Annotated in this window: 20 protein-coding genes; 3 read left to right on the top strand and 17 right to left on the bottom strand. The window is 47.4% G+C overall.

Features of this window, described 5'->3' with window-relative positions; genetic code table 11:
- Positions 1-204: 204 nt before the first annotated feature.
- Both SGRA_RS14790 and rpoN read left to right on the top strand, forming a co-directional pair.
- A complete protein-coding gene (locus SGRA_RS14790) occupies positions 205-1,104 on the top strand; it encodes a UbiA family prenyltransferase (RefSeq protein WP_015693570.1) in 900 nt (299 codons plus the stop codon).
- Between the two features lie 544 nt (positions 1,105-1,648).
- Positions 1,649-3,172, top strand: coding sequence for an RNA polymerase factor sigma-54 (rpoN, locus tag SGRA_RS14780; protein WP_041329945.1), 1,524 nt, complete (start codon positions 1,649-1,651; stop codon positions 3,170-3,172).
- A gap of 39 nt (positions 3,173-3,211) precedes the next feature.
- Here the strand turns inward: rpoN and SGRA_RS14775 are convergent, their stop codons facing one another.
- From SGRA_RS14775 to SGRA_RS14720, 12 genes are all read right to left on the bottom strand, one after another.
- On the bottom strand, positions 3,212-3,520 hold the full coding sequence (locus tag SGRA_RS14775; protein ID WP_015693567.1) for a hypothetical protein: 309 nt from the start codon (positions 3,518-3,520) through the stop codon (positions 3,212-3,214).
- 11 nt (positions 3,521-3,531) lie between these two features.
- Entirely contained in the window at positions 3,532-4,749 is a 1,218-nt protein-coding gene (locus SGRA_RS14770; protein WP_015693566.1) for an exonuclease SbcCD subunit D C-terminal domain-containing protein, read from the bottom strand.
- Positions 4,750-4,830: 81 nt separating this feature from the next.
- Complete coding sequence (locus SGRA_RS14765) at positions 4,831-5,421, bottom strand: hypothetical protein (protein ID WP_015693565.1); 591 nt, start codon at positions 5,419-5,421, stop codon at positions 4,831-4,833.
- 6 nt (positions 5,422-5,427) lie between these two features.
- Complete coding sequence (locus SGRA_RS14760) at positions 5,428-6,069, bottom strand: hypothetical protein (RefSeq protein WP_015693564.1); 642 nt, start codon at positions 6,067-6,069, stop codon at positions 5,428-5,430.
- A gap of 363 nt (positions 6,070-6,432) precedes the next feature.
- Positions 6,433-7,191: an aminotransferase class IV gene (locus SGRA_RS14755; protein ID WP_015693563.1), complete on the bottom strand. Its 759-nt coding sequence runs from the start codon at positions 7,189-7,191 to the stop codon at positions 6,433-6,435.
- 46 nt (positions 7,192-7,237) lie between these two features.
- Positions 7,238-8,011 carry a hypothetical protein gene (locus SGRA_RS14750; RefSeq protein ID WP_015693562.1) on the bottom strand — a complete coding sequence of 258 codons (774 nt, stop codon included), beginning with the start codon at positions 8,009-8,011 and terminating at the stop codon, positions 7,238-7,240.
- A 193-nt stretch (positions 8,012-8,204) separates the two neighbouring features.
- Positions 8,205-8,876, bottom strand: coding sequence for a rhomboid family intramembrane serine protease (locus tag SGRA_RS14745; protein ID WP_015693561.1), 672 nt, complete (start codon positions 8,874-8,876; stop codon positions 8,205-8,207).
- An 8-nt stretch (positions 8,877-8,884) separates the two neighbouring features.
- Positions 8,885-9,358 carry a 23S rRNA (pseudouridine(1915)-N(3))-methyltransferase RlmH gene (gene rlmH, locus SGRA_RS14740; RefSeq protein ID WP_002657003.1) on the bottom strand — a complete coding sequence of 158 codons (474 nt, stop codon included), beginning with the start codon at positions 9,356-9,358 and terminating at the stop codon, positions 8,885-8,887.
- Positions 9,359-9,361: 3 nt separating this feature from the next.
- Positions 9,362-10,180, bottom strand: a complete 819-nt coding sequence (locus SGRA_RS14735) for a hypothetical protein (RefSeq protein ID WP_015693560.1) — start codon at positions 10,178-10,180, stop codon at positions 9,362-9,364.
- Positions 10,177-10,905 (bottom strand): DUF5672 family protein, encoded by a 729-nt coding sequence (locus tag SGRA_RS14730; RefSeq protein ID WP_015693559.1) that lies wholly within the window; start codon positions 10,903-10,905, stop codon positions 10,177-10,179. Before SGRA_RS14730 ends, SGRA_RS14735 begins: the two co-directional genes overlap by 4 nt.
- Position 10,906: 1 nt before the next feature.
- The gene (locus tag SGRA_RS14725; RefSeq protein WP_015693558.1) at positions 10,907-11,377 is read right to left on the bottom strand and encodes a DUF2452 domain-containing protein; all 471 of its coding nucleotides are present in this window, start codon (positions 11,375-11,377) and stop codon (positions 10,907-10,909) included.
- Between the two features lie 182 nt (positions 11,378-11,559).
- Positions 11,560-12,120: an RNA 2'-phosphotransferase gene (locus tag SGRA_RS14720; protein WP_015693557.1), complete on the bottom strand. Its 561-nt coding sequence runs from the start codon at positions 12,118-12,120 to the stop codon at positions 11,560-11,562.
- A gap of 264 nt (positions 12,121-12,384) precedes the next feature.
- On the opposite strand from SGRA_RS14720, the gene SGRA_RS14715 reads away from it, so the two are divergent.
- Complete coding sequence (locus tag SGRA_RS14715; protein WP_015693555.1) at positions 12,385-13,839, top strand: toxin-antitoxin system YwqK family antitoxin; 1,455 nt, start codon at positions 12,385-12,387, stop codon at positions 13,837-13,839.
- On the opposite strand, the gene SGRA_RS14710 is transcribed toward SGRA_RS14715, so the two are convergent.
- The 5 genes from SGRA_RS14710 to SGRA_RS14690 all read right to left on the bottom strand — a co-directional run bounded on the left by SGRA_RS14710 (position 13,836) and on the right by SGRA_RS14690 (position 22,804).
- Complete coding sequence (locus SGRA_RS14710) at positions 13,836-17,111, bottom strand: UvrD-helicase domain-containing protein (protein ID WP_015693554.1); 3,276 nt, start codon at positions 17,109-17,111, stop codon at positions 13,836-13,838. The genes SGRA_RS14715 and SGRA_RS14710 overlap by 4 nt on opposite strands.
- Positions 17,112-17,430: 319 nt before the next feature.
- Complete coding sequence (locus tag SGRA_RS23845; RefSeq protein WP_015693553.1) at positions 17,431-17,820, bottom strand: RIP homotypic interaction motif-containing protein; 390 nt, start codon at positions 17,818-17,820, stop codon at positions 17,431-17,433.
- Positions 17,821-18,197: 377 nt separating this feature from the next.
- Positions 18,198-20,831: a TonB-dependent receptor gene (locus tag SGRA_RS14700; protein WP_015693552.1), complete on the bottom strand. Its 2,634-nt coding sequence runs from the start codon at positions 20,829-20,831 to the stop codon at positions 18,198-18,200.
- A gap of 351 nt (positions 20,832-21,182) precedes the next feature.
- A complete protein-coding gene (locus SGRA_RS14695; protein WP_015693551.1) occupies positions 21,183-21,965 on the bottom strand; it encodes a CheR family methyltransferase in 783 nt (260 codons plus the stop codon).
- Positions 21,962-22,804: a CheR family methyltransferase gene (locus SGRA_RS14690; protein WP_015693550.1), complete on the bottom strand. Its 843-nt coding sequence runs from the start codon at positions 22,802-22,804 to the stop codon at positions 21,962-21,964. The genes SGRA_RS14695 and SGRA_RS14690 overlap by 4 nt, the downstream gene beginning before the upstream one ends.
- Between the last annotated feature and the right edge of the window lies 1 nt (position 22,805).

Raw genomic sequence — 22,805 nt, 5'->3', positions numbered from 1 at the left:
AAATGCAGATAATCAATTGATTTACGCTACAAAATTCATTTTAATTGTAGTTAACGACAGGAAATAGTGAAGACAGTAAAGGACAAAAAAGCAAAGCAAGAGTGACAAGAATTAACCAAACTTAATTCTTAGTTAGAATAAAAAGACAGAATTTTATCTGCATTTGGGTTGTTTTTTGCGTATTATAAAGAAAAACAAAGCCCTATGAACAAACAAATCTCATTTAACCAGTTATTTTTTGCTTTTTCTAGGGAAGTAGAACTCCTCTGGAAATTTACAAAAACCGACCTTTTGGTCTCGGTGGTATCGGCTAGTATTTTTATGCTAGTGGCGCTTTTTTCGGCCGCTTCGGTTAATCTTCAGAGCCTGGCTTATTTTGGCCTAGGACTTTGCTACTTTATTTTTTACATATATCCTTTTGATATTAGTAATCAATTGGAGGCCATAGAAGAAGACAAGCTCAACAAGCCTTTTCGGCCCTTGCCTTCTGGCCTAATTAACGAGCAAGGCGCTTATTTTCGCTATTATTTAGGCACGGCCGTTTACCTAATTTTAGGCGCCTTTTTGGGCGTATTTTACTGGTCTGTACTTTGGGTAATTGTTACCTATATGCTCAATTTGCGCGGCTGGGATAAAAACTGGATCACAAAAAATTTTGTCTCTATGGGCTTGGGCACGGCTGCTCAGCTAGGCGCCGCCTGGCAAATTATTGGTCCATTTAGCAGCTCGGCCATTATTTGGATCAGCTTAATTTCTTTTTGGGTGGCCCTGACTTCTTGCACCCAAGATTTTAGAGATGTAGAAGGCGACCGCAAAACGGGCCGCAAAACCCTCCCTATTTTAGTAGGCGATCAAAATGCTCGAATTATTACGATGAGCTTTTGGGCCATTATGTCGCTTAGTGTTGGAATCGTCTATTTTCAGTTGCAAGAGGGCCTATTTTGGCTAGATCTTGCTTTAATCTTGCCTGCATTGGCTACGCATCTATATATTATGTACCGCCTCTGGTTTTTGCGCAGCCCCCAGGCCGACGGCAAAACTTACCTCATCCAATGCCTCCTCTATTGCTACCTTTTGTTGCTATCTGTCTATATTTTTCTATAGATTTTTAGGGGCTGCCCACTCGCTTCGCTCGGGTCGGGCTATGTCGTGGCTCGCTGCTCGCTCGGCCCTGCGCAAAATTTCGCTGCGCTCATTTTGCTCGGTCTGCGGCTTCGCCGCACCACTATCTATCCCTCAGCCTGCGGCCCTTCGGGCCTGTAGGAGGCCATAAAAAACAAAAGGCCAAAGAAGATAAATCAACTGAAAAAATACCGATGAGCGGCCCAGCGCTGCGCAGCCGTGGCCGCAGGCCAGACCAAAGCCCGAAGGGCTGCAGGGCCGAGCAGACCTGCGAGCGGCGCAGCATAGCGGCGGCCAGCAAAGCTGGCCGCGGGCCCCAAAACCTACAAATCCCCTCCCCTACCAAAGTAGCAGCGATAAGAAGTTGCTGCTTTTTTTTTGCCAAAAAGCGGCCGCCTAATCAAAAATCTTACCAAATGAAAACTTAAATTTGATTTTAAGGGCTAAAAATAGTAACTTTAGTAAGCCAGCGGGCGTATATAGCCCCTACAACCCTTTTCGCACAGCCTATTTAAACGATAAATATATGCTCAAGCAACAGCAATCTCAGAAGATGATGCAAAAGCTATCGCCTCAGCAAATTCAGCTGATGAAGCTTTTGCAAGTGCCCACCGATATGCTAGAACAGCGGGTCCAACAGGAACTAGAAGGTAACCCTGCTCTAGAAATTGATGAGCACCAAAATGAGGAAGAAGAAAAAGAAGACCCCTTAGAGGAAGAATATTTGATTGGAAATGAGGAATCGGAGAAAAAAGAGGAAGAAGAAGAGCTCAATGACCCCGATTTTGAGGATTATTTGGAAGAGTATTTAGGCGATGATGTTGCTTCTTATAAATTAGAGGTCAATAATTACTCGCCCGACCAAGAAGAAAAGACCATTCCCGCCGCTGTAGAATCTAGTTTTCAGGAACAGCTAGAGCGGCAGTTGGGCATGCGAGAGCTGACGGAATCGGAGGAATTAATTGCGCGGCAGATTATGGGCAGCTTGGATGATGACGGTTATTTGCGGCGAGAGCCTATTGCCTTGGCCGATGACCTATTATTTGCCGAAAATGTTCGTTTTGGCGAGGCTGAAATCCTGCGTGTTTTGGAGGAGGTGATTCATCAGTTTGAGCCCGCTGGAATTGGCGCCAGAGATTTGCGGGAATGTTTGCTTTTGCAATTGGACCGCAAACTACAGTCTGAAGAAGTGCAGCAATACTATGATGCAAAGGAAATGAAGAGCCTCAAATTGGCCCATCGCATTATCAAAGACTACTTTGAGCCCTTTTCTAAAAAGCACTACAAAAAGCTGATTCGCCAACTCAATATTTTTAGAGAGGACCTCAAAGAGGCTACCGATGAAATTTTGAAACTCAACCCCAAGCCCGGTAGCGTTTACGCTTCTTCTTCTAAGATTAAGAAATATGTAGTGCCCGACTTTATTATTGAGAACAAAAACGGAGAGCTAGACCTGCGCTTGAACAGCCGCAATGCTCCTGAACTTCGGATCAATCGGGAATATAAAAATATGCTAGAGGCCTATAGTGCCAGCAAGAAAGACAAAAAACAGCGAGAAGCCATCATGTTTGTCAAGCAAAAAATTGATGCTGCTCGTTGGTTTATTGATGCCATTCGTCAGCGTCAGGACACCATGTTTAGGACCATGTACACCATCATGAACTATCAGGAAGACTTCTTTTTGACGGGAGATGAAAAGCGCTTGCGGCCCATGATTCTAAAAGACATTGCCGAAATTACGGGTCTAGATATCTCGACCATTTCGCGAGTGGCCAACAGCAAATACGTACAAACTGAATTTGGGACCAAGCGGCTCAAGAGCTTTTTCTCAGAGTCTTTGCAGACCCAATCTGGAGAGGAGGTCTCTACCTTAGAGGTCAAGAAAATTTTGACCGAAATCATTGAGGCAGAGAACAAGCGCAAGCCCCTTTCTGATGAGAAACTAAAAACGGCCTTACAAGATAAGGGCTATAATATTGCTCGAAGAACGGTAGCCAAATACCGAGAGCAGTTAAATATTCCGGTGGCTCGTTTGCGTAAAGAAATTTAAGAAAAAAGCCCTGATCGTGAAGATCAGGGCTTTTTTGGTTTATAGAACGGGGGTACCGTCTTTTCCTTTTTTCAGCATCAATTTAAGAAACTCCACATCGGGTAGGCGGCCATTGGCCTCTTCTCGGGGCAACATTCGGCCACTGCTACTATCTAGGCGTTGGTGTGGAGGCGCAATAATAATGACTCGTTGTTTATTGGTTTGGGGATCTCGGATAATAATGCGTTTGCCCTCCTGCATCAGTTCGCGTTCGGAGGGATTGGCCTTAAAATTTAGAAAATAGAGGGCCGAAAAGCTGCAAAGGCTCAGGCTGGCCACTCCTAATTGGTAAAAAATTCTTTTTGACATCCTTATCGGCTTTAATCTCGATCTTGTTCTTGCATCCAAGAGAGCAACTCGCCAAAGCTTTTTTGTAGCGCTTGGCTGGCTTTGGGATCGGTTCCTTTTTCTTGCAGGTAAAGGTCGAATAGTCCTTCTGGGCTTAATTCTGCTAGGTCTTTTTCTGGACCTTTAGCCGTCTTTTCCCGGCTATTGAGCTCCGACTTTTGCTGCATAGAAATTAGCTCGGCGGCTTTGCCTTTCAGTATTTTGCGAAACTCTTGTTCTAGAGCGGGCAAAAACTGTGGCACTTCTAGTTCTAGCTTGAGTAAATCACTTACTTTTTCGCCTTGAGCGGGTAGTTTCTCTAATTTGGCCCTAATTTTTTGCTCATCGCCCTTATAAAAGATTAAACGCCGAAGCAGCTTTAAGGGTTTCATTTTATTTTGGACCAACTTTCGGCCCTCAAACTCCAGCAACTGCACAGATTGGGCATAATTGATCTCATTGAAATCCATGGGTAAGATAGAGCCCGAATAACAGATCCGTCCTTGCTCCCCTAATTTTTGTGGGCGGTGCAAATGCCCTAGGGCCACATAATCAAAAAGGGCGGGAAAATCTTGGGCGGGAAAAAGATCGGCCTGACCAATATGGATATAATCGCTGCGGCCATCTCGTTGTCCTTGGTCCACATATAAATGCCCCGTAGTAATGAGCGGAATATTCAGTGCTGTTTTATCGGCTAGTAAAGTGGCTAAATCCGCATAATGCTGTCGAATAGCCAAACGGAGCGCCTTAATTCGCTCTTCATAGGGCAGCATTTGGCCTTGTCGGAGCTCTCTTTCTCTTAGAAAGGGGACGGCCGCTACATAAGCTTGTAGTTCGCCCTGGGGGTTTCGGACCTCAATGAGCTGTTCTTCTAAGGTTTCGGGCAAATTGGCCAATACCTTTATATTAAAGCTATCTAGCAGCAGTTTGCTACTATCCAAAAAATTAAAGGAATCGTGGTTGCCCGCCACCACCACTACCGTATGACAAGAGGTCTGTTGTAGGGCTTTGAGAAAATTATAATACTGTGCCTGCGCATAATTGGGCGGCAGGTGTTGGTCAAAAATATCGCCGGCAATAAGGAGCAGCTCCACTTCTTCGGCAATGATAAGGTCTATAATCTGCTGAAGAACAGCCGCGTGTTCCTCTTCTCTAGTTTGGTTGAATAATTTATGGCCCAAATGCCAATCGGCAGTGTGTAGTACTTTCATCTTTGTTGCTTTATTGCACAAGAAACAAAAAAGCGCTCGCTTTTTGTTGAGCGAGCGCTTGTAATCAATACTTTTTCTCCCCTAATCCAAAAAATAAACGGGCTCATCCATGGCCCTTATTTTCTCCTTTATTTGCAAAAAGAGATGCAAGGGCTTTTGTGGCCGCCAATTCAATTCATTAAAAGGGGCCCCAAAATAAATATGTTCATGAAGATCATGGGCCTCCATTTCATCACTCAAATGCTGCCGCAAATTCAAAAAACAGCACCAGCCTTCTTCCTCATCCAAATCCTCTACAAAGGCTTCGTAGTAGGAATCGTCGCTGCCATGAAAATTTAATACATTTTCCATAATCAGCAGAAAATAACGAATCCCCTCCCCCTGCAAAAGGTCCAGCAGTTCATCTTTCAAACAGCCCATGTCATTGTTGAGGGTGTCGTTCCACTCCCCAATGAGCTCAATAATAGCATAGCCCCGCTCATAATCCACAAAAAGAATTTTGAGATAGAGGGTTTCCGAGCCAAATTCATCCCATTGCGGATGAATCAGGTAGTTGTAAATCTTATTCTCAAAATAGAATTCACTATACTCCCGCCCATAAAATGGCGAACGCTCGTCTTGCTCTGCCATATATTCGTCTCGCCAACGAAAATGAGGTTCTATGCTGTGCATCTGTTTCTAATTAGTCGGAATAGCCTGGGGAGCAATGTTTACCCCATCAATACCATCGCGAATGAGGCTCTGCACTTGGTCTACGGCCCGTATAACATTGGCATAGCCCTCCACATCAAAGGTGTTGGTGTTCGATTTGGGCAATATGTCGTTGATTTTTGGCCCCGTTACCCCAATGGTCTGAAAAATATAGCGCACCGAGGCCCGACCTAGCTGTACGTTGGCCGCTAGCTGTGGTAGGTTGTTTAAGTCAATTTTTCGATTGGCTTTTTCTATATGCAAAAATAAACGTACCCCAACGCCATAACGACTCTGGTCCTCTTCGCAGTCCATATCTTTGTATTGCATATAGTCCACAATAACGACCATTTCCTTTTTGCCCAACTGCATTTCTTTGCCAAAAAGGGCCAAGCTCCCCTGGTTGTTCTTGTTAAACTGATAAAATATTTTTTTCAATCCACCATCCAGATCGGCTACCGTTTTAGGTAGCTGGCAACCCGCTGGCGGCGCTACTACTTTGTATTCTTTAACCTCTACTTCGGGCATTTGTTCATCCACGGTTTCCCCTTCGCCCCCTTCTTTAGCTAGCTGGTCACAAGAGGTCAATAGGAATAGCGCAAAAATAAGTACACTAAATTTTCTAATCATGTTGATGTTGTTCGTTGGCCGCATCCGCAAATGGGCATTCTGTTAAGAGATTCCCAAATTTAACCTATTTCTGCTAAAGGGTTTCATCTTTTATGAACTGTTTTTTGGGGCTGCCCCGCCCTTTGGGCGGGTCGGGCTCTGCGGGGGCTCGCTGCTCGCTCGGCCCTTCGCTTTTTCGCTGCGCTCAAAAGCTCGGTCTGGCCTTCGGCCACCCCCTACCATCCCTCAGCCTGCGGCCCTTCGGGCCTGTCCACCGCAAAAGTGGTATTCCTCGCTACGCTCCTCATCCGTCAATATGTCCCCGCCCACCCTCCCCTCCTCGGGATTCCCTAAGGAATCCCTTCGGGGAGGTTGGACCAATTGCTATTTCCCCCAAAGCCGAGCATTCAACCTAGGCTGCCAAAGCTCCGCCCAAGAACAAGTATAGCGCTGGCCCAAAAACTCCCGCACCCAACTGATCCCCTGCACCGCATTGGTTAACCAAATTTCATCCGCGGCCAGACAATCCGCTATGCTGAGGGCCTTTTCCTCCACCACTACGCCCTGCTGCCTAAATACATCCAACAAATAGGCCCGAAACACCCCCGCTACTGGCCCTTCCGAAAGAGCCGGCGTGGCCCATTGCTCGCCTTTCCGAATCCAGATATTGGCCGCCACGCTCTCTACTACACGGCCCCAAGCATTTAGTAAAATACAGTCGTCAAAACCCGCTTCCTGCCTATATTTGGCTGCCATCACATAGGTCTGGGCACTCAATGATTTTAGAAAAGATAGGCCACCCGCCGCTATGGACTGCCCTTTATAAACGCCCAGATGCAGCCCCTTTTTGGGCCAGGGAAAAGCAGCCGCTTGCAGCGGCTGCTCTTCTAGCGCATAGGCCAAACCGTTCTCTTCGGGCGTATAGAGGCCACCTCCTGCCCGCCAGCAGCTCAACCGAAGGCGGTAAGTTTCGCCCAAACGAATAAATGAGGCTAATTGAAAATCCTCTGGGGCCAAAATGCCCAATTGGTCCAAACTGCGGCGCAGCCGCCGCTCATGCCAAGGCAACAAAGGCGCCCCCTTGGGCCCTACTCGAATGCTCTCAAATACCCCATCCCCATACTTAAACCCTCTGTTATTCATGAGTATACATGAAAATGGCCTTGGAAAAACGCCAAAGCCAAATTACTTAATATTGTTTCAATAAACGCCCCCATTTAGAAGCCGCCTGCTTCATAAAGGCCCCCACTTCTTCTCTAGCCGTGCGGTCTGGCGCCTTCCAACGGGCCATAGAAAAGAAAGAGTGCTTTTGCTCGGCTTCTAGCTCTGGCGGCAAAATCTCTAGCCAGCGGTCTACAGAAGTTCGCAGCTTTTGGACCTCCTCCAAAAGGGCCAACTCCTCCTTGATGTGCTTTTGCTGCAGTTGGTTGTCCAGACTTTGGGTAAATTGCCAAAGTAAGCCATAAGCCTCCTTGTAGCGGCTCCGAATTTCTAAAATTTCGACCATATTCATGAGCATCTGCAAGTTGTAGCCGATGCTTGAGCGGCGTTTGCGCTGCCAATCCTCTGCACTAAGGACCAAACTCTCCTCTTTATAATCATAAATGGCCAAGTAGAGCATATTGGCCCCATTGGCGGCCACATAAAAATGTGGAACATCGGCGGCTTGGGCCTCGGCAAAGGCCATTTCTTGGGCTAGGTCTTCTGGAATATTACCAATGTATTCCGATTTATTATTTTGGGGCTGAAAACAGTCTACCTCGGCATCTATAAATTGCCCAAGGCTAAAGGCCCAAGCCGCCGATTTGTTGGTGGCCGCCCAAGACATAATGGGTGCCGTGCGGGCATGAGCCAAAACCCGGCCCTCCTTATTGGTCCAGTAAATTTTGGCCTCAGCCAAGTTGGTGCTGCAATCGCTGGCCTCCAACTGGGCCAAGCGCTCTGCTAATTTCTGTGTAGACATGATTTTATGCGGATTCAATGTTCTGTACTCTATTTTTTTGCGTCTAGAGGCGGGCGAAGCCCGCCCGGCCTAGCGATGTGAAAGGGTGGCCGAAGGCCAGACCAAACTTTTTTGAGCAAAGCGAAAAAAAGTGAAGGGCCGAGCAGACCTGCGAGCCCTGAAACGTAGCGCCGCAGCTTTGCTGCGGAGGCCCCTAAAACCAATTGGCCAATTCGTAATAAAAATTCTGAGCAATGGCGCCTCCCGTCCAAGCAAAATCAAAGGCTAAGGTAAAGAAAATGCCCCAAACAGCCCCCCAAAAGTGAGCATCATGCCCAATATTGTCATTGCCATTTTTGCTCATATAATGCGAGTAGGCCAAATAGCCCAAAGCGGCCACAATGGCGGGAGTGGGAATAATCAAAAAGAGCAAAAGCGTGCTGGTGGGCGCAAAAAGTACATAGGCCAACAAGACCGCCGAAACCGCCCCAGAGGCCCCCAATGCATTGTAGCCATAGTTGTCCTTATGCTTCTCAAAGCTATAAAAAGAAGAGGCCGCTAGGGCCGAAACATAAAGCAAAAGATAGAGAATATGGCCCCAAATATTGCCAAAAACAAGAGAAAAAACCTGCTCCACCTGTCCCCCAAACTGATAAAGGACAAACATATTGAGGCCCAGATGCATCCCATCGGCATGGATGAGGCCCGAGCTAAAAAAGCGGTACCACTCCTTGCGGTTGGCAATGACCGCCGGATTAAAAATGAGCTGTGCGTAAATCTCCCGCTTCTGAAAAGCTTGGAGAGAAATGATGACCGTAATGACCAAAATGGCCAGATTTACGGGCATTTCGGTCAAGATATTACTGAATAAAAGCAATGTATTCATAATAGAAATTAAGCGTGATGATAGGGCAAGCCCCTTTGGATGCTAATGGCCCGATAGAGTTGTTCGAGCACAAAAAGGCGGACCATTTGATGCGAAAAAGTGAGTTTAGAGAGGCTCCAGCGGCCATTGGCGCGGGCATAGACCTCATCGGAAAAGCCATAGGCTCCACCAATCAGATAAATGATGCGTTTGTGGCTCAATTGAAACTGCTGTTCTAGTTTAGCAGAAAAAGCCAGAGAGTCAAACTGCTTGCCTCGCTCATCCAGTAGCATCAGGAAATCGCCCTGCTCTAGTTTGGCCAAAATCTTTTCGCCCTCCTTCTGTTTAATTTGGGCCTCTCGCATATTTTTGGCCCCCTTAATATCGGGAATAATGCGGCTCTCGAAGGGAACAAAATGCTTGAGGCGCTTTTCATAAATATCCATTCCCTCTTTGAGGTAGTTGAAGGCGGTGTTCCCAACCATCCAAAATTCTAGTTTCATCTCTTAGCGTTGGCGGCGAAAAAAATAACGGTCCTTGCTACGGACATTTAAGTTGGTGATCCAGAGCGACTGACTATCTAGCTTATTGATAGCAAAATATTGCCGTTTTTTCTGGGCATTATCAAAAGAAAGGCGGCGCTCTTCCAGGTACAAGGGCGCTTGCATAGGCACCACTAATTGGCTATCGCTAATTTGCCAAAAGATGCTATCGGGCAAATGAAAATAGTCTCGCCATTGTTGGCGGGCGCCATCAAAAAAGACATGATCTTCTAAGCGCCATTGGCCCTGCAAAAGCGGAAAAATATCGGTTTGTTCTAGGCTATCAAAAGTTTCCTCATAGCGAATAGGCTGGCCCAAATAAGCCGCATGCAAAAAGGGCGTACTCAATTGGAAATTGGGGATCTCCAGCTCCTTATATTCTTCTAGGCCCAAGCGGATTTTCAGCTGCATGCTGCCGCTAGATTGCTTAAACTGCTCATGCGAGTGGAGCTGAAAACTCCCCGACAAATTGCGGTTGACGACAAAGCCCGTGCTGTCTAGGCCCGTCAAAACGGCCTCAATCTGCTCTGAAGGGAAGGTATAGCTACTATCTAGGGCAAAATTAAATAATGGGCCATCAAAAATGAGGTAAAGGCTGCTAGACCCACCCTCCAAACTCAGTTGAATTAGGGTCTGCTGTCCCGATTGAATACTAAAGTCCTGCTCCGTATTCAGTCGAGCATAATAATGTATGCCTCCCCCTGCTTCTATACTTTCTTTTGGTCCATTTTGGCCGCAACTAAAGAGGCCAAACAGCAAAACAAAAGCAACTAAAACTCTCATAACTTATCTTTTTCGGCCTGAATAAAAGGGGCCCAAAATTCGGGCTCATATTTCTCCCAAGCATGGCAACCAAAAGGCAATTGCTCCCCATTTTGGGCATAGGCTTTTGCTGGAGAAAGCTCAAAGGCGAAGCGCAGGGCTTCGGCTTCTTTGGGCCGTTTAAATTTCATGAAATAAGGCAGCACACAGGCCCAGAGAAAATCTTCATTTTTGCCCGTGGCCCGCAAAAGGCCGCCCCATTGCTTGGCCGCCTGAATAAACCGCTCAATTTTTCGAAGCGAAAAGCCCCCATTACCTACCTGCCCCTTCATCATATTGGCCAAATTAAATAATGGGCGTTTGTCTACAGGGCTAGGCGGGGCCTCTATCCAAGGCGCCCCAATATAGTCATAATCTTGGGCCATCCAATGGGCCAATTCATCGCGAAAAACAAAGGCATCTAGCTGATAAATCAACAGATAGTCATAAGCTTGAAAACGGCGGTAAAAATCGGCCCTCAGCATCAAGCGATTATAGCCTTTTACCGAAGCAAAATAAGCAGGCTCAAAATATTCTACTGTAGCCTTGGGCGCATGGGCCAAATAAGGGGCAGCATCAAAGCCCTCTGCCGCAATAAAACTAAAGGGCTGCTTGCCCAAAACACGAACAGCCTGCCTAAGGGCAAGCAGTTCATTATCTGTGGGTTGCTCCCGATAAATCGGAATGCAAACAATAGCAGTTTTCATCTTATTCTTCTTCTGGATCGGCCTCTTTCAAAATCTCCCAAGTATGGTCGGCCAACAGCTTTACGGTAGCCAAAAAGCGGTGAAACTTATGCCCGGCCCAGCCCCATTCATCGGGACCCACCATAGACAATACAGCCTCCCCATTCTCTCGCTGATAGAGGTGGTAAATGTGGTTAATTAAAGGCTTAAAGTTCATATCGGCCCCATAAATCATCTCCGAAACCGAGACCCGATCCTGCAATTTTTTGGCTTGCATGGCCAAGAGCTTAATCTGCTCCTCAATCTGAGACAGCTGCATCTTGGTTTGCTCCTGCATGGCCTGCACAGACAGCCCCTTGGTCCGCCCCTTGTCCATCGGCTTGATCACAGCGCCCCCCACCGTATGCGCATAAGGCAAAAGGTGCGGATTTTCTGCAATTTTATCTGGATCAATCGGGTTGATGAACTCTTTTTCCTTTTTCTCTTCTTTCATAATCTTGAAATTAGGGCCTAAAAATACGGATTGTTTTAATATTGTGGGTCTATACTGCTGTTTTTTTGGGGCCTCCGCAGCTTCGCTGCGGCGCTATGTTGCGGGGCTCGCAGGTCTGCTCGGCCCTTCAGGCTCCACTTCGTTCCGCCTTCGGTCTGGCCTTCGGCCACCCCTCCACAGCGCTAGGCCGAAGGGCCGCCTGCCCATAGCTGCAGGTATTCTGGCGGAACGGTATCAGTAAGCCAAACGCCATTGGCCGATTGGTAGAAGGTATAGCCCGCGGCCTGCATCTTTTGGGCCTGCACCACCAAAAGGACCAATTTGCCATGCCGGCGGCCCACATTTTCAGCAGTAGAAATATCTGCCGATAAATGCACCTGATGCCGATTCATTTTTAACAAGCCCTCTTTTAAAATGTTGTCTAAAAATCGCTGGGCCGTGCCATGATAGAGAATTTCTGGGGGCGCTTGGGCCGTATATCCCAACTCGATGTCTACAGAATGTCCCTGACTGGCTCGAATCTTGGTTTTTTCTGCATTAAAAGCAAAGCGCTTTTTGTTATTTTTGCAGACCACTTCTTCCAGCAACTCCCTATCTAATTCCTTATTATGGGCCTTGGCCGCTGCTAAAAGCTGCTCCACATCGAGCCAGCCGCCAGCTTCTAGGCTTAGCCCCAATAGCTCGGGACGATGACGCAGAATTAAACTTAGGAACTTAGAGGTTTTTACTAATCTTCTATTCATTTTTCGTTTTTTTGCGCTGATAATGAAGAATTTTGCCCAAAACGTTCCCCCACTAAGGCTCTTTTTTACAACAAACTGCCTAGCGCTTGCCCCAAAGCCCGGCCTAGTGGCCTGGGATGGATAGCAGTGGCCCGAAGGGCCAGACCCAGGCGGCGAAGCCGCCGCAGGGCCGAGCGAGCAGCGAGCTGCGGCACAGCCCGACCCGCAGGCCCAAAGGGCCGAAGGGGCAGCCCCAAAAAAATATATTAAGAAACTATTTCATCTATGCGATTAACCATCATGTTCTGCCTTGCCTGCCTTTTCTGTATGAGCAGTGTAGAGGCCCAAAAAAAACGGCCCAAATACAACCAAATCAATGCCGAGGGCCAAAGAATTGGCTACTGGATTATCAAGGGAAAAGATGGGAAACCATTGGCCAAAGGCCGCTATAACGAAAATGGCGAAAAAGAAGGCCGCTGGCGCTTTTACATCTCTCCAATTGGCCGATATGCCGATGAACCCGATGTGGTGGGCCAATATGAAAATGGCGTAAAAAATGGCCGCTGGGAGCTAGTAGACTCCCGAACAAAGGTCAAAATGAAAGGCAAATTTACTAACGACAGCATGAATGGCGTCTGGATTATCTATAACCACTTAGACGATAAACTAGCGGCCGGTAAATACCTCAATGGCATCCGACAAGACGAATGGCTGCTGTTTAAGGATGACCGCCTAATGGCCAAAGGCCGCTATAGCAATGGCCAAAAAACGGGCCGCTGGCAATATGACTATTATATTGATAAGGGAAATGTCCACATTAAAGGAGAATTTGACTTTGGCCAAGAACGGGCCAGCGGAAAAATGGAATACTATAAGGTGGACCGACACCCCCGTTTTGGAACCGAAGAATTGCTGGTCGGAACGGGCTCTTTTCTCAATGGCCTACGTGAAGGCCGCTGGATTGAATACAAAAGAGGCCTCAATGGGGGCGAACTAGTGGCCACCGGCTACTATGATGGCGAAGGCCGAAGAACAGGCCTTTGGAAAACTACTTTGGATGCCGAACCCTTCCGACAAGAAACCTTTAATGACGGCAAACGCCAAGGAGTCTTTAAGACTTACTATGATGATGGTACGCCCAAGTATAGCACTGCCTATGAGGATGGCCTAGAACTGGGCTTTTTTACCAGCTATTATGAAAGTGGAGAAATTAGGGCCAAGGGCGCACATACGATTTTGAAGGACCAAAAAGATATGGATACCCTCTTTTATAAGATTGAGCTTCCTTATGAATATAAATTCAAATTGGTGGACCAAGATTTTGAGCGCCTGAATTATAACGCCATCCAATGGATTGACAAAGTAGATTATTCGGTTTCTGCCGATAGTTTGGAAGAACGCTGGCAAGAGTACCTCAGCTATGGCTTGGCCAAGGAATTCCGCATCAAAAAACTAACTCCTCGCAAACAATATAGCGTTCGGATTGGGGAGTATGTGCAGTACCATATCAATGGCAAAGAACATATTAAGGGGAAATACCTGCCCAAACTCATCATTGAGTATAATCCTTTAACGGGCCGCAAAGAACGCAGCTATGCCAAAACTGGCGAATGGGTTGAAAATGACCCCGTTGGTTATCTGCGTTTCAAGTATTTTTTCAAAGATGGGGTTTTGGTCCGTATGGAAAATAATAAGGGCCGAAAAATCGACCCTTATACCTTTAAGGAATTGGAAGACTAAAAGGGTTCTTCCTCCTCTCCTACTAAACTAGGCGCTACTTCTACGTAGAGGCCCGAAAGAGGAAAATGTAAATAGCAGCTAGCGCTATAGCCCGCTTGGGCCAAGGCGTTTTTGGCTGCATACAATTTAGCTGCCGCTTCTCTGATGCGGTGGCTTTTTTGTTTCCAGCCCTCATAAGTATACAAAACATCCAGCATTAAGATTTGCCGCTCCTCCTCTTCAGAAAAGAAGTAGTAGTCTACCTGCCCCCTAAAAACCTGTCGGTCTTGCTGAAAGCGGAACCTTCTGGCCCGATGCAGCTGCATAGGTCCAAAAGCCCTTAGGCTCTGATGAAACTGCTGACTCAAGCGCATCAATTGCAAGCTATTGAGCTGATGCTTGAGCTCAAAATCTTCTAGCAGTTGTTGGGCGGTTTGTTCTCTCAAGCTCAGGGCATAATCCAATTGATCGGCCCGCAAATAGAGCTGTAGCAATTGGCCCAAACGCTCTTCCTCCTCTTCGCTAATATCTTCTATGGGCAAACCAGGTACATAGGGGTACTCTCCAAAAATTGGCATTTCAATTTCGCCCATCAGCTGCTCTGCCGTTTCGGGCTGGGCCGCCAAATGGTCCTGTTCCCCCTTAAAGGCTTGCAAATAAGGGAAAACCTCCTCTTCTCGCTCCAGTTCCAAGGGATCAATCTCCTTAAAGAGCTCCAATTGCATCCGCTGAACGGGCAGGGCATTGCCCTTCCAATCCCAAATGCAAAAATCGCTATCGGGATCTACGGTTTGCATTTCCTCATCGCCCAGATGAAAGCTGCGGTTGAGCCAATTGAGGCCCCAATTCTTTTGCTGCAAAAAGATGGGTAAGGCCAGATAATCTCGGGCACGGGTTACCCCCACATAAAGCAAGCGGGATTCCTCCTGCAACTGCGCCTTTTTGCGCAGGGCGGTCTGTGGCAAGGCCTTGATATTCTCGACCAAATTGGTTTTCTGACTCTGTTTGCCGTAGGGATTGGGCCAAAAAGAAATCAGGCGGTTGGCCAAAGGGTTTTTCAAATCGACCTCTTCTTGGGTTGAAATCAGCTGAAAGCCAAAGTAGTTTTCCCGCAGCGATTTCTCTAGCTCATAGCAAACCACAAAAGGCCATTCTAAGCCCTTACTTTTATGATAAGTCAATACATTGACGGCATCTTGGCTTTGGCTAGAGGCCTGCGCATCCAAGCCCTCCCGCTCCAAATGGTCCAACCACAAGAGAAAGCCCCCCAAGGTGGCCGCATTATGCAAACGGTTGCAGTTTTCTTCATATTCTAGGGCCTTGCTGCGTAGGGCATCCAAATTGGCAAAGCGCTGATTGGCATTTCCCCAGCGAGCCACTACATTGCGGAGGTTCATCTTTTCGATGACCAGATTGACAATTTCGGTGGCAGACATTTCGGGCAGTTGTTGGGCCAAATGCAATAAGCGCTTAATTTGTCCCGACTCCCCCCAAAGTTTATACTTTTTCTGCTCCTGCTCTCGCTCCAAATACTTTAGGCGATCCTTGACGATTTCCTCCAAGCTTTGCGCCTCTAAGAGGAGTTTGAGCTCGGCTACCGATAAGCTATCTTGCGGATTGAGAATAAACTTTAGGCAGGCATGCAACAAACTGGCTTCTGGCGTTTTGAGCAAGCCCTTTCGGGCAATGGAGGCTTTTAGGCCTTCTTCGGCCAGTTGCTCGGCGAGGTCCTGACAAGTTTGGTTGGAGCGGCAAAGTACGGCAATATCGCCCGCCTCTAATGGCCGCATTTGGCCCTTCCCTCTGGGCCGAATCATCCGCCCCTCTTTTAAGAGTTGGGCAATAGCATGCGCCAAGGCCCGATGCGGCCAAGGTTTTCCGGGCCGTCTTTTGCCTTCCTTAAAATCAATGACCCAATGCTCTAAGGCATGGCCCAAGCCCTGAGGCTCTAGCTCTTTCTTAAAGGGCGGAGCTACCTCTAAGGCGACCCGCTCTTCCCCTAAATCTGGAAACGCTTTGCAGAAAAGCCCATTGGTAAAGTGGACCAAATCCTGCCGAGAGCGCCAAGAGTTCCCCAATACCTGCATTTCACTGGCCTGTTCTACGACGGCCTGCATGAGCTCGGGGGCGGCCCCTCTAAAGCCATAAATCGACTGCTTGGGGTCGCCCACCCAAATTGATCGCTTGGCCAAACGGCTGAGGTCCAAAAAGATTTTGAGCTGAATGGGGTTGGTATCCTGAAACTCATCGACTAATAAAAGGTCTAGTTCTTCCTCTAGCACTTCCCGCACCAAGGGCTGTTCTAAAAGTTTGAGGATATAGACCTCCATATCTGTGTAGTCAATTAGGCCTCGACTCGTTTTGTAGGTTTCGTATTCATCTATAGCCGCCTGCGCCAAGCTAAAAAGCTGCTCGATATATTGACTGAGGTCTTCCTGAAACTGGGGATGAGATTCATGCCCATCGGTCAATTCTTTGAGCTCTTCTACGGCCTCCTTACATTTTTTTGGGGCCTTACCACAGGCTTTGCCCAAGGCCACCCATTCCGACCAATGCAGATAGCCCCGAGCGCGAAGTTTATTCTGAAAACTTCGCAGTTTGGAGATGAGGGTTTGTCTAGATTTGGTCCCATCTTCTATTTCTAAAACGGCCGCCAAAGTATTTTCCAAATAGCTGCGCAACTGCTGATCTAAGGCCGCTGCGGTCTTGGCGCTTCGGCTAGGCAAAAGGGCCAAAAGACTACGTACAGAAGCCGTAGCACTTTCTTCCAAAGCTGCCGCATCTAGGTTGTTGCTTCGGGCCAAATCGGTCAGTTGGAGGATATCGCTGCGCCAATCTCGGCCATAAAAGCCCTGCTCTTCATAACCTAGACGCTTGCTCAGCATTTCCATTTGCAGGCTGCGCTCTTCGGTCAAAATTGTCGATAGCGATTGGTTAAAAATCTGCGATTGCTCCCCTTCGGCAATGATGTCCATTTCGGGAGAAAGCCCCGCCTCAAAGGCAAAGCGCTTGAGCAACTGTACGCCCACCGCATGCACGGTCCCAATCATGGCTTGGCCCAATTCATCGGCTTCTTGGCTCATGCCTTCCTCCAATAATTTGACCCGCACCCGCTCTTTCAACTCAGCAGCAGCCTTATTGGTAAAGGTGGTGGCCAAAATCCCCGAGGCCCGCACTTCGGCGGGCTGTCCATCTTTGGGGATCAGCAGTTCGGCCATTTGTTGAGTAAGGGTGTAGGTCTTTCCACTACCCGCTCCAGCCGATATAATTTTCAGTTGCATTTTTTCTTGCATAGCTCATCTGTCTTCTTTAGCAGTTATAAACCGCTAGGTCCTTATCCTTCTGTTTCTTTTTTGCGAAAACTTAGGTTTTTTATACGCAATAAAGTTATCCCTTATTTTGGGGTTTTGCAACTGTTGTCTCTTTTATTTTTATTTGGGGCGTTACTCCTTTCAGTCGTCGAACTGGCGCCCCTGTAGGGGCTGGTTGTCGCAGCTCGCAGATGTTTTGGGGCCTCCGCCTCCCTTCGGTCGTCGGCGCTACGTTTCGGGGCTCGCAGGTCTGCTCGGCCCTGCGTCGCCTTCGGCTCCTTGGTCTGGCCTTCGGCCACCCCTACACATCGCTAGGCCATAGAAACCACAAAATCCTGAACGGTCGCTCAATAACCGCTGAGCTATGGTTAATGATAGCTGGCAGATCATTAATGACCTCTGAGCTATGGTTAATGATAGCTGGCAGATCATTAACAACCTCTGAGCTATGGTTAATGATAGCTGGCAGATCATTAACAACCTCTGAGCTATGGTTAATGATAGCTGGTAGATCATCAATGACCTCTGAGCTATAGTTAATGATAGCTGGCAGATCATTAACAACCTCTGAGCTATGGTTAATGATAGCTGGTAGATCATCAATGACCTCTGAGCTATAGTTAATGATAGCTGGTAGATCATCAATGACCTCTGAGCTATGGTTAATGATGTCTACTGCATTATTAACCATACTAAAAAGGTCATTTCCTAGCTCTTTGAATAAGTTCAGTTGTAAATAACTTTAACAAAACCTTTAGTAATATAAAGAATGGCCTCTGCCATAGCCCTAAAAAAAGGCGCAAAACCTAAGTTTTGCGCCTTTTGGGGGGCCGAAGCAGGAGAGCCAGCTAAAACATAACTGTTGAGCGGCCTAGCGATGTGCAGCAGTGGCCCGCAGGGCCAGACCAAGCCGCCCTAGGCGGCGAAGGGCCGAGCAGACCTGCGAGCTGCGAAACGTAGCGCCGCAAGGCGAAGCCGCAGCGGAGGCCCCAAAACAGCAGCGAGCTGCGACAACAAGGACTTTAGTCCGCAGTTCGACGACTGAAAGGAGTAACGCCCCAAAACCCATTAAAAATCTAGACGAAAGCGCAGGTTCACGCGGCGAGAAGAGAGATAATTGGGGATAGCATAGCTGGTATTTGTAAAATCCTTGACCCAGGTATTGGAGGCCACATTGCCCACCGCCATCAGGTTGAAGACCTCTAGGCTGAGCCAGGCCGAGCGCAGATAACGGAAGGGATTTTTGCTATCTTTTTTGAGGGCTTGTTCGGCCATGGCCATAGATAAATTCTTGTCTTTATAGGCTTCTTGGGCCTTTTTGGCGCGGTCCCAAAGCGCGAGACTAAAGCCAATATCGATGCGATGATAGGGCGAATAGCGGTAGAGATTTCGGGCCACAATATTGTCTTTGGGCACCCCATAGTGCATGCCGCTGCCCAAGGTAAAGGCCATATTGACCTTGAACCACTCGGCGCCGGGCAGCTCATCTTGAAAATACATGGAGAAGATGAAGAGCTGATCGGTGGGTTTAGAGACATAATCCACACTGCTAGTATCGACAGTTTGGCCCTCTAGGGTATAGACCTTATGCGCTACGCCATCAAAGCTTTCGCGGGCGCGCAACAAAGAGAAATTGACCCAAGATTCTAGGCCTTTAACCAACTCTCCATTGAGGCGAAAATCCCAGCCCGTAACATAGCCCTTGGCCAAATTATCGCCATAATAGCGAATCCGAACATTGTCCACATCATAGGGAATTAGGTCCCATTGATGCTTATAATAAAGCTCTGAAATCAGCTTAAATTTGCGCTTATACCAGCTAAAATCCCAAACGAGACCGCCCAAAATATGCACGGATTTCTGTGCGCGGACCGAAGTATTGATTTCACCCTCCAAATTCCTCAGCTCCCGATAAAAAGGCGGTTGATGATAGGCCCCGGCGGCCAATTTAAAGGTCAAATCCTTGCTCCAATGGGCTGTATCGCTCATGGCATGATGCTGCGAAAGCGGGCTATAGTAGAGCTGAAAGCGGGGAGCCAGCAAAAACTCTTCGTTCAGGCTCCAATAACTGGCCCTCAGGCCGAGGGTGGTCCGCAAAAAGTGCTGATCATTTTTATACTCCCAAGTATTTTGTAGAAAGCCCGAAAAGCGATGCGTCAACAGCTGCGTATCGGTCCGAATGTATTCAAAAATAGGCATGGCCGTCGTATCAAAAGGGAGCGTATAGCCCAAAGAATCGAAGCTGGTCCACTCTTTCAAGTCATCGCGGATAAACTCATTTTTATAGGTCAAGCCCCATTTTAAGAGCTGTTTGCTTTCGGTAAAAGTCGAGTCATTGAAGCGCTCATGGCTATAAGCGCCCACATATTTGGCCTGAATCACATTGGCGGTCAGGTAATTTCGGGCATACTGATGGGTTTCGCCATAGGCCAAAGTGCCCACCACATCGCCAAAGTTATCGGCACCCAGGCCCGTTTCTACCTCCTCCAAGCGATAATTATTGATCACATCAATGCGTTCATCCTCTTGCGATTGGTAGTTGGAAAACAAGATGCGGTGGCGGCTATTTTCTTGAATCGTCAGCTTTTTTTCTGGAATCGTTTTGACCTTCAGCTCTCCGCTATAGGCTAGGGCCGTGCCCATCATATAGGTATTAAAGCTAGAAATTTCTTGGCCCTCAAAAAGCGAGCTGAGGCGTATTGCATAATTGTATAAGCCGCTTGTGCTGGCCGATTCTTCGGGAATCAGTTGAAATTGGGCCGTATTATAATTTCCAATAGCTTCTATTTGCCAGTTTTTGCCCAAATCATAGATCAAATCGGTCTGCAGGTCTAAAAATCGGGGTACATACTCCCCCTTAATATCTAGGCTCGACAATAAATACTGGGTCGTTTTATAGCGGGCGCCCACCGTATAGGTCAGGGCGTTATTCCCCTCTGTTCGGCCGCCCAAATAGAGCGATCCACCCAATAAACTCCCGCTTGCTCTGGCCTCAAAACGGCTAGGGCGGCGATAGCGGACATCTAAGACCGAAGACATTTTTTCGCCATACTCGGCCTTAAAGCCCCCAGAAGAAAAAGCCAATTCATCGAGCATATCGGGATTGGGAAAGCTCAGGCCCTCCTGTTGACCCGACCGAATGAGCAGCGGGCGATAAATCTCAAAACCATTGACATAGACCAGATTTTCGTCATAATTCCCCCCTCGCACCGAGTATTGAGAAGAAAATTCGTTGCGGTTGGCCACCCCTACCGCAGTATATAAAAGCACCGATTCTAGGCTCATGGTCGTCGTTGGAATATTCTGAATATCCTCTCTAGATACCCGCAAAGCATCCGCTTCCTTATCCGAAAACGACTCTACGATCACCTCTGGAACGGCATCATCTAGGGTTTGCAGGGCAATATCTAGGCGCAAAACTTCCTCCTCTTTTAGGCGCAGGCCTCGCTTCTCATAACGTTGAAAACCCAGATAACTAGCCATGAGTTTGAGCCGAGGACCAGCGGGCAAACTCAGGTCATATCGGCCATCCATATCCGTCACCAGCCCAATGAGCAGTTCATCATTGAGGTACACACTAATAGAAGCCGAGGGCAGCGGCTCTCCTGTTTGCGCATCGGTTAGCTGGCCGATGAGTCGGCCTTTTTGGGCCAATAAGGGGAGCGAAGCCAAGAAGAAAAAGAAAAATATTAAGCGAGACATAATTTATTTTTGTGCAGAGAGAAAGAGCGCATTGGCGGCCCATACTTTTGATCAACGTAGCTAGGGCCTAGTTCGCAAGATACAGAACTGTTTTTCTTTGTCCCTTTTTCTGTTTTGATTTTTTGGGGCCTGCCGCCTTCGGCGGCCGGGCCCTTGCAGGGCTCGCAGGCTTGCTCGGCCCTCCTTTTTCGCTTCGCTCAAAAGTCGGTCTGCCCCTTTGGGGCACCCTTACAGGCCCCTAGGCCGGCTGCGCCCTTTGGGCGCGGCAAGGCCTCGCTTCGCTCGGCCCAGCACAAAAAAAGCCGCCAAGGAAAAATTCCTTGGCGGCTGCGCCTGCTCCTTTTGGACCAATTACTTCGCTTGAAAGATCCCCATGCCCAAAGGCATAAAATCCGCTTCATCCGTAATTTCATCTTGGGGACCTAAGCAAAGCAGGCCATTTTTTTTCAGGCCCGTATAGCAATGGTCTAAAATCTTTTTTCGGTTTTGTTCATCATAGCGTTTAATCACCTCCGAACAAATAATGAGATCATATTTATTTCGGCTAGGGACCATCTTGCAGAAATTTCGGCTGCTATAGCTCAAGTTTTTCTGATAGCGCGAGCTAAGGCGGTTGGGGCTAGAGCTACTCAGGTACTTTTTATAATCGCCCTGAGGGAAAAGCAAACGAAACTTAATTGTCAATTCCTTTTGTAAATTGGGGTATTCTGCTTTTTTGGCAATTTTCAAAAGGCTAGGGTCTGCATCTGTGGCCTCAATCTTAGCCGACAGCCCCATTTCCTCTAGCAAAAGGACCAAACTGTGCAGGCCCTCGCCTCTTCCTACTTGCATATATAAAATGCATAGGTTTCCGCTTGCTTTTTCTTCTAGCAACTGCTTAAAGTGTCGCCATTGAGAAAGGGGGTGAAAAAAGCTATTATCTCTAGCCTGCAAAAAGCGAATCGTTCTTTGGCCCAAATCGGCATTGCGCAAAATTTGGCTCCAAAGCGAAAAAATAGAGTTAATCTGTTCTTCTTCCATCAGCAACTCTACTCTTTCATTTAGAAAACTGGGGGAATAGCCTTTAAAGTCTGCACCAAATTTATTGGCCAAACCAGAAAGCAGAGAGTCAATTTCTTCGGTTCTTACCATCATAATAATTCCTTCTTTTTATAAATTCGACGGCTCAAGCAATAGGGTTCAAAATAATCTTGTCCAGCTTTGGGGAGTACATCATAGTAGCCAATAATCAAATAGCCATTTGGCTTAAGGCTTTGATGAAAACGCTTGAGGCTGTTCATTTTGAGCCGCTCGTCAAAGTAAATCATGACATTGCGGCACAAAATCAAGTCGAAGTCTTGGGGGTAATCGTCTTGGACAAGATTGTGTTGAAAAAAGTTAATCTTCTTCTTCAAGTTAGGGTGCATACAGAAGTCCTTTTGGTCTTCTGTTAAAGTAACGTAAGCTTTGGCCCTATTGCGAGGGCTAAACTCTTCATAGTTTTTAAAAAAGCGGCCTTGGCTATTGCTATAATAGCAGCCCTTTTTTGCTCGATCCAGCATTTTCTGGCTAAGATCAGAGGCCCAAATTTCGGCCTGTTGCAAAAAGTAGCTCTCTTTGAGCAAAATCGCCATACTGTAGGCTTCTTCGCCAGAGGAACAGCCTGCATGCCAAACTTTCATGGACCTTCTAGACTTAAACTCTGGCAAGAGTTCATCTCTTAATCCTCGCCAGAGCTCTGGATTTCTGAAGAAGGCCGTTAAATTGACCATCAATTCATCTACATAATGCTGAATCATCTGGCGGTCCTTCAAAATATGTCCCCAAAGCTGTGTGAGTAGGGTATAATCATAACGCAGCATCAGGCGAGAAAGTCCTCGTTTTAAAGATTTTGCTTCATATCCGCTAAAATCCATACCAAAACGCTGTTTAACTGCAGAAATAAAAGCTGCTAGTTCTTCATCGCTAGCTGTAGCAGGTGTAGAAAACTTCATG

Source organism: Saprospira grandis str. Lewin (assembly GCF_000250635.1).
Classification (GTDB): domain Bacteria; phylum Bacteroidota; class Bacteroidia; order Chitinophagales; family Saprospiraceae; genus Saprospira; species Saprospira grandis.
Note: the sequence above shows the minus strand (reverse complement) of the source record. Positions and strands in the feature narration are given on the sequence as shown.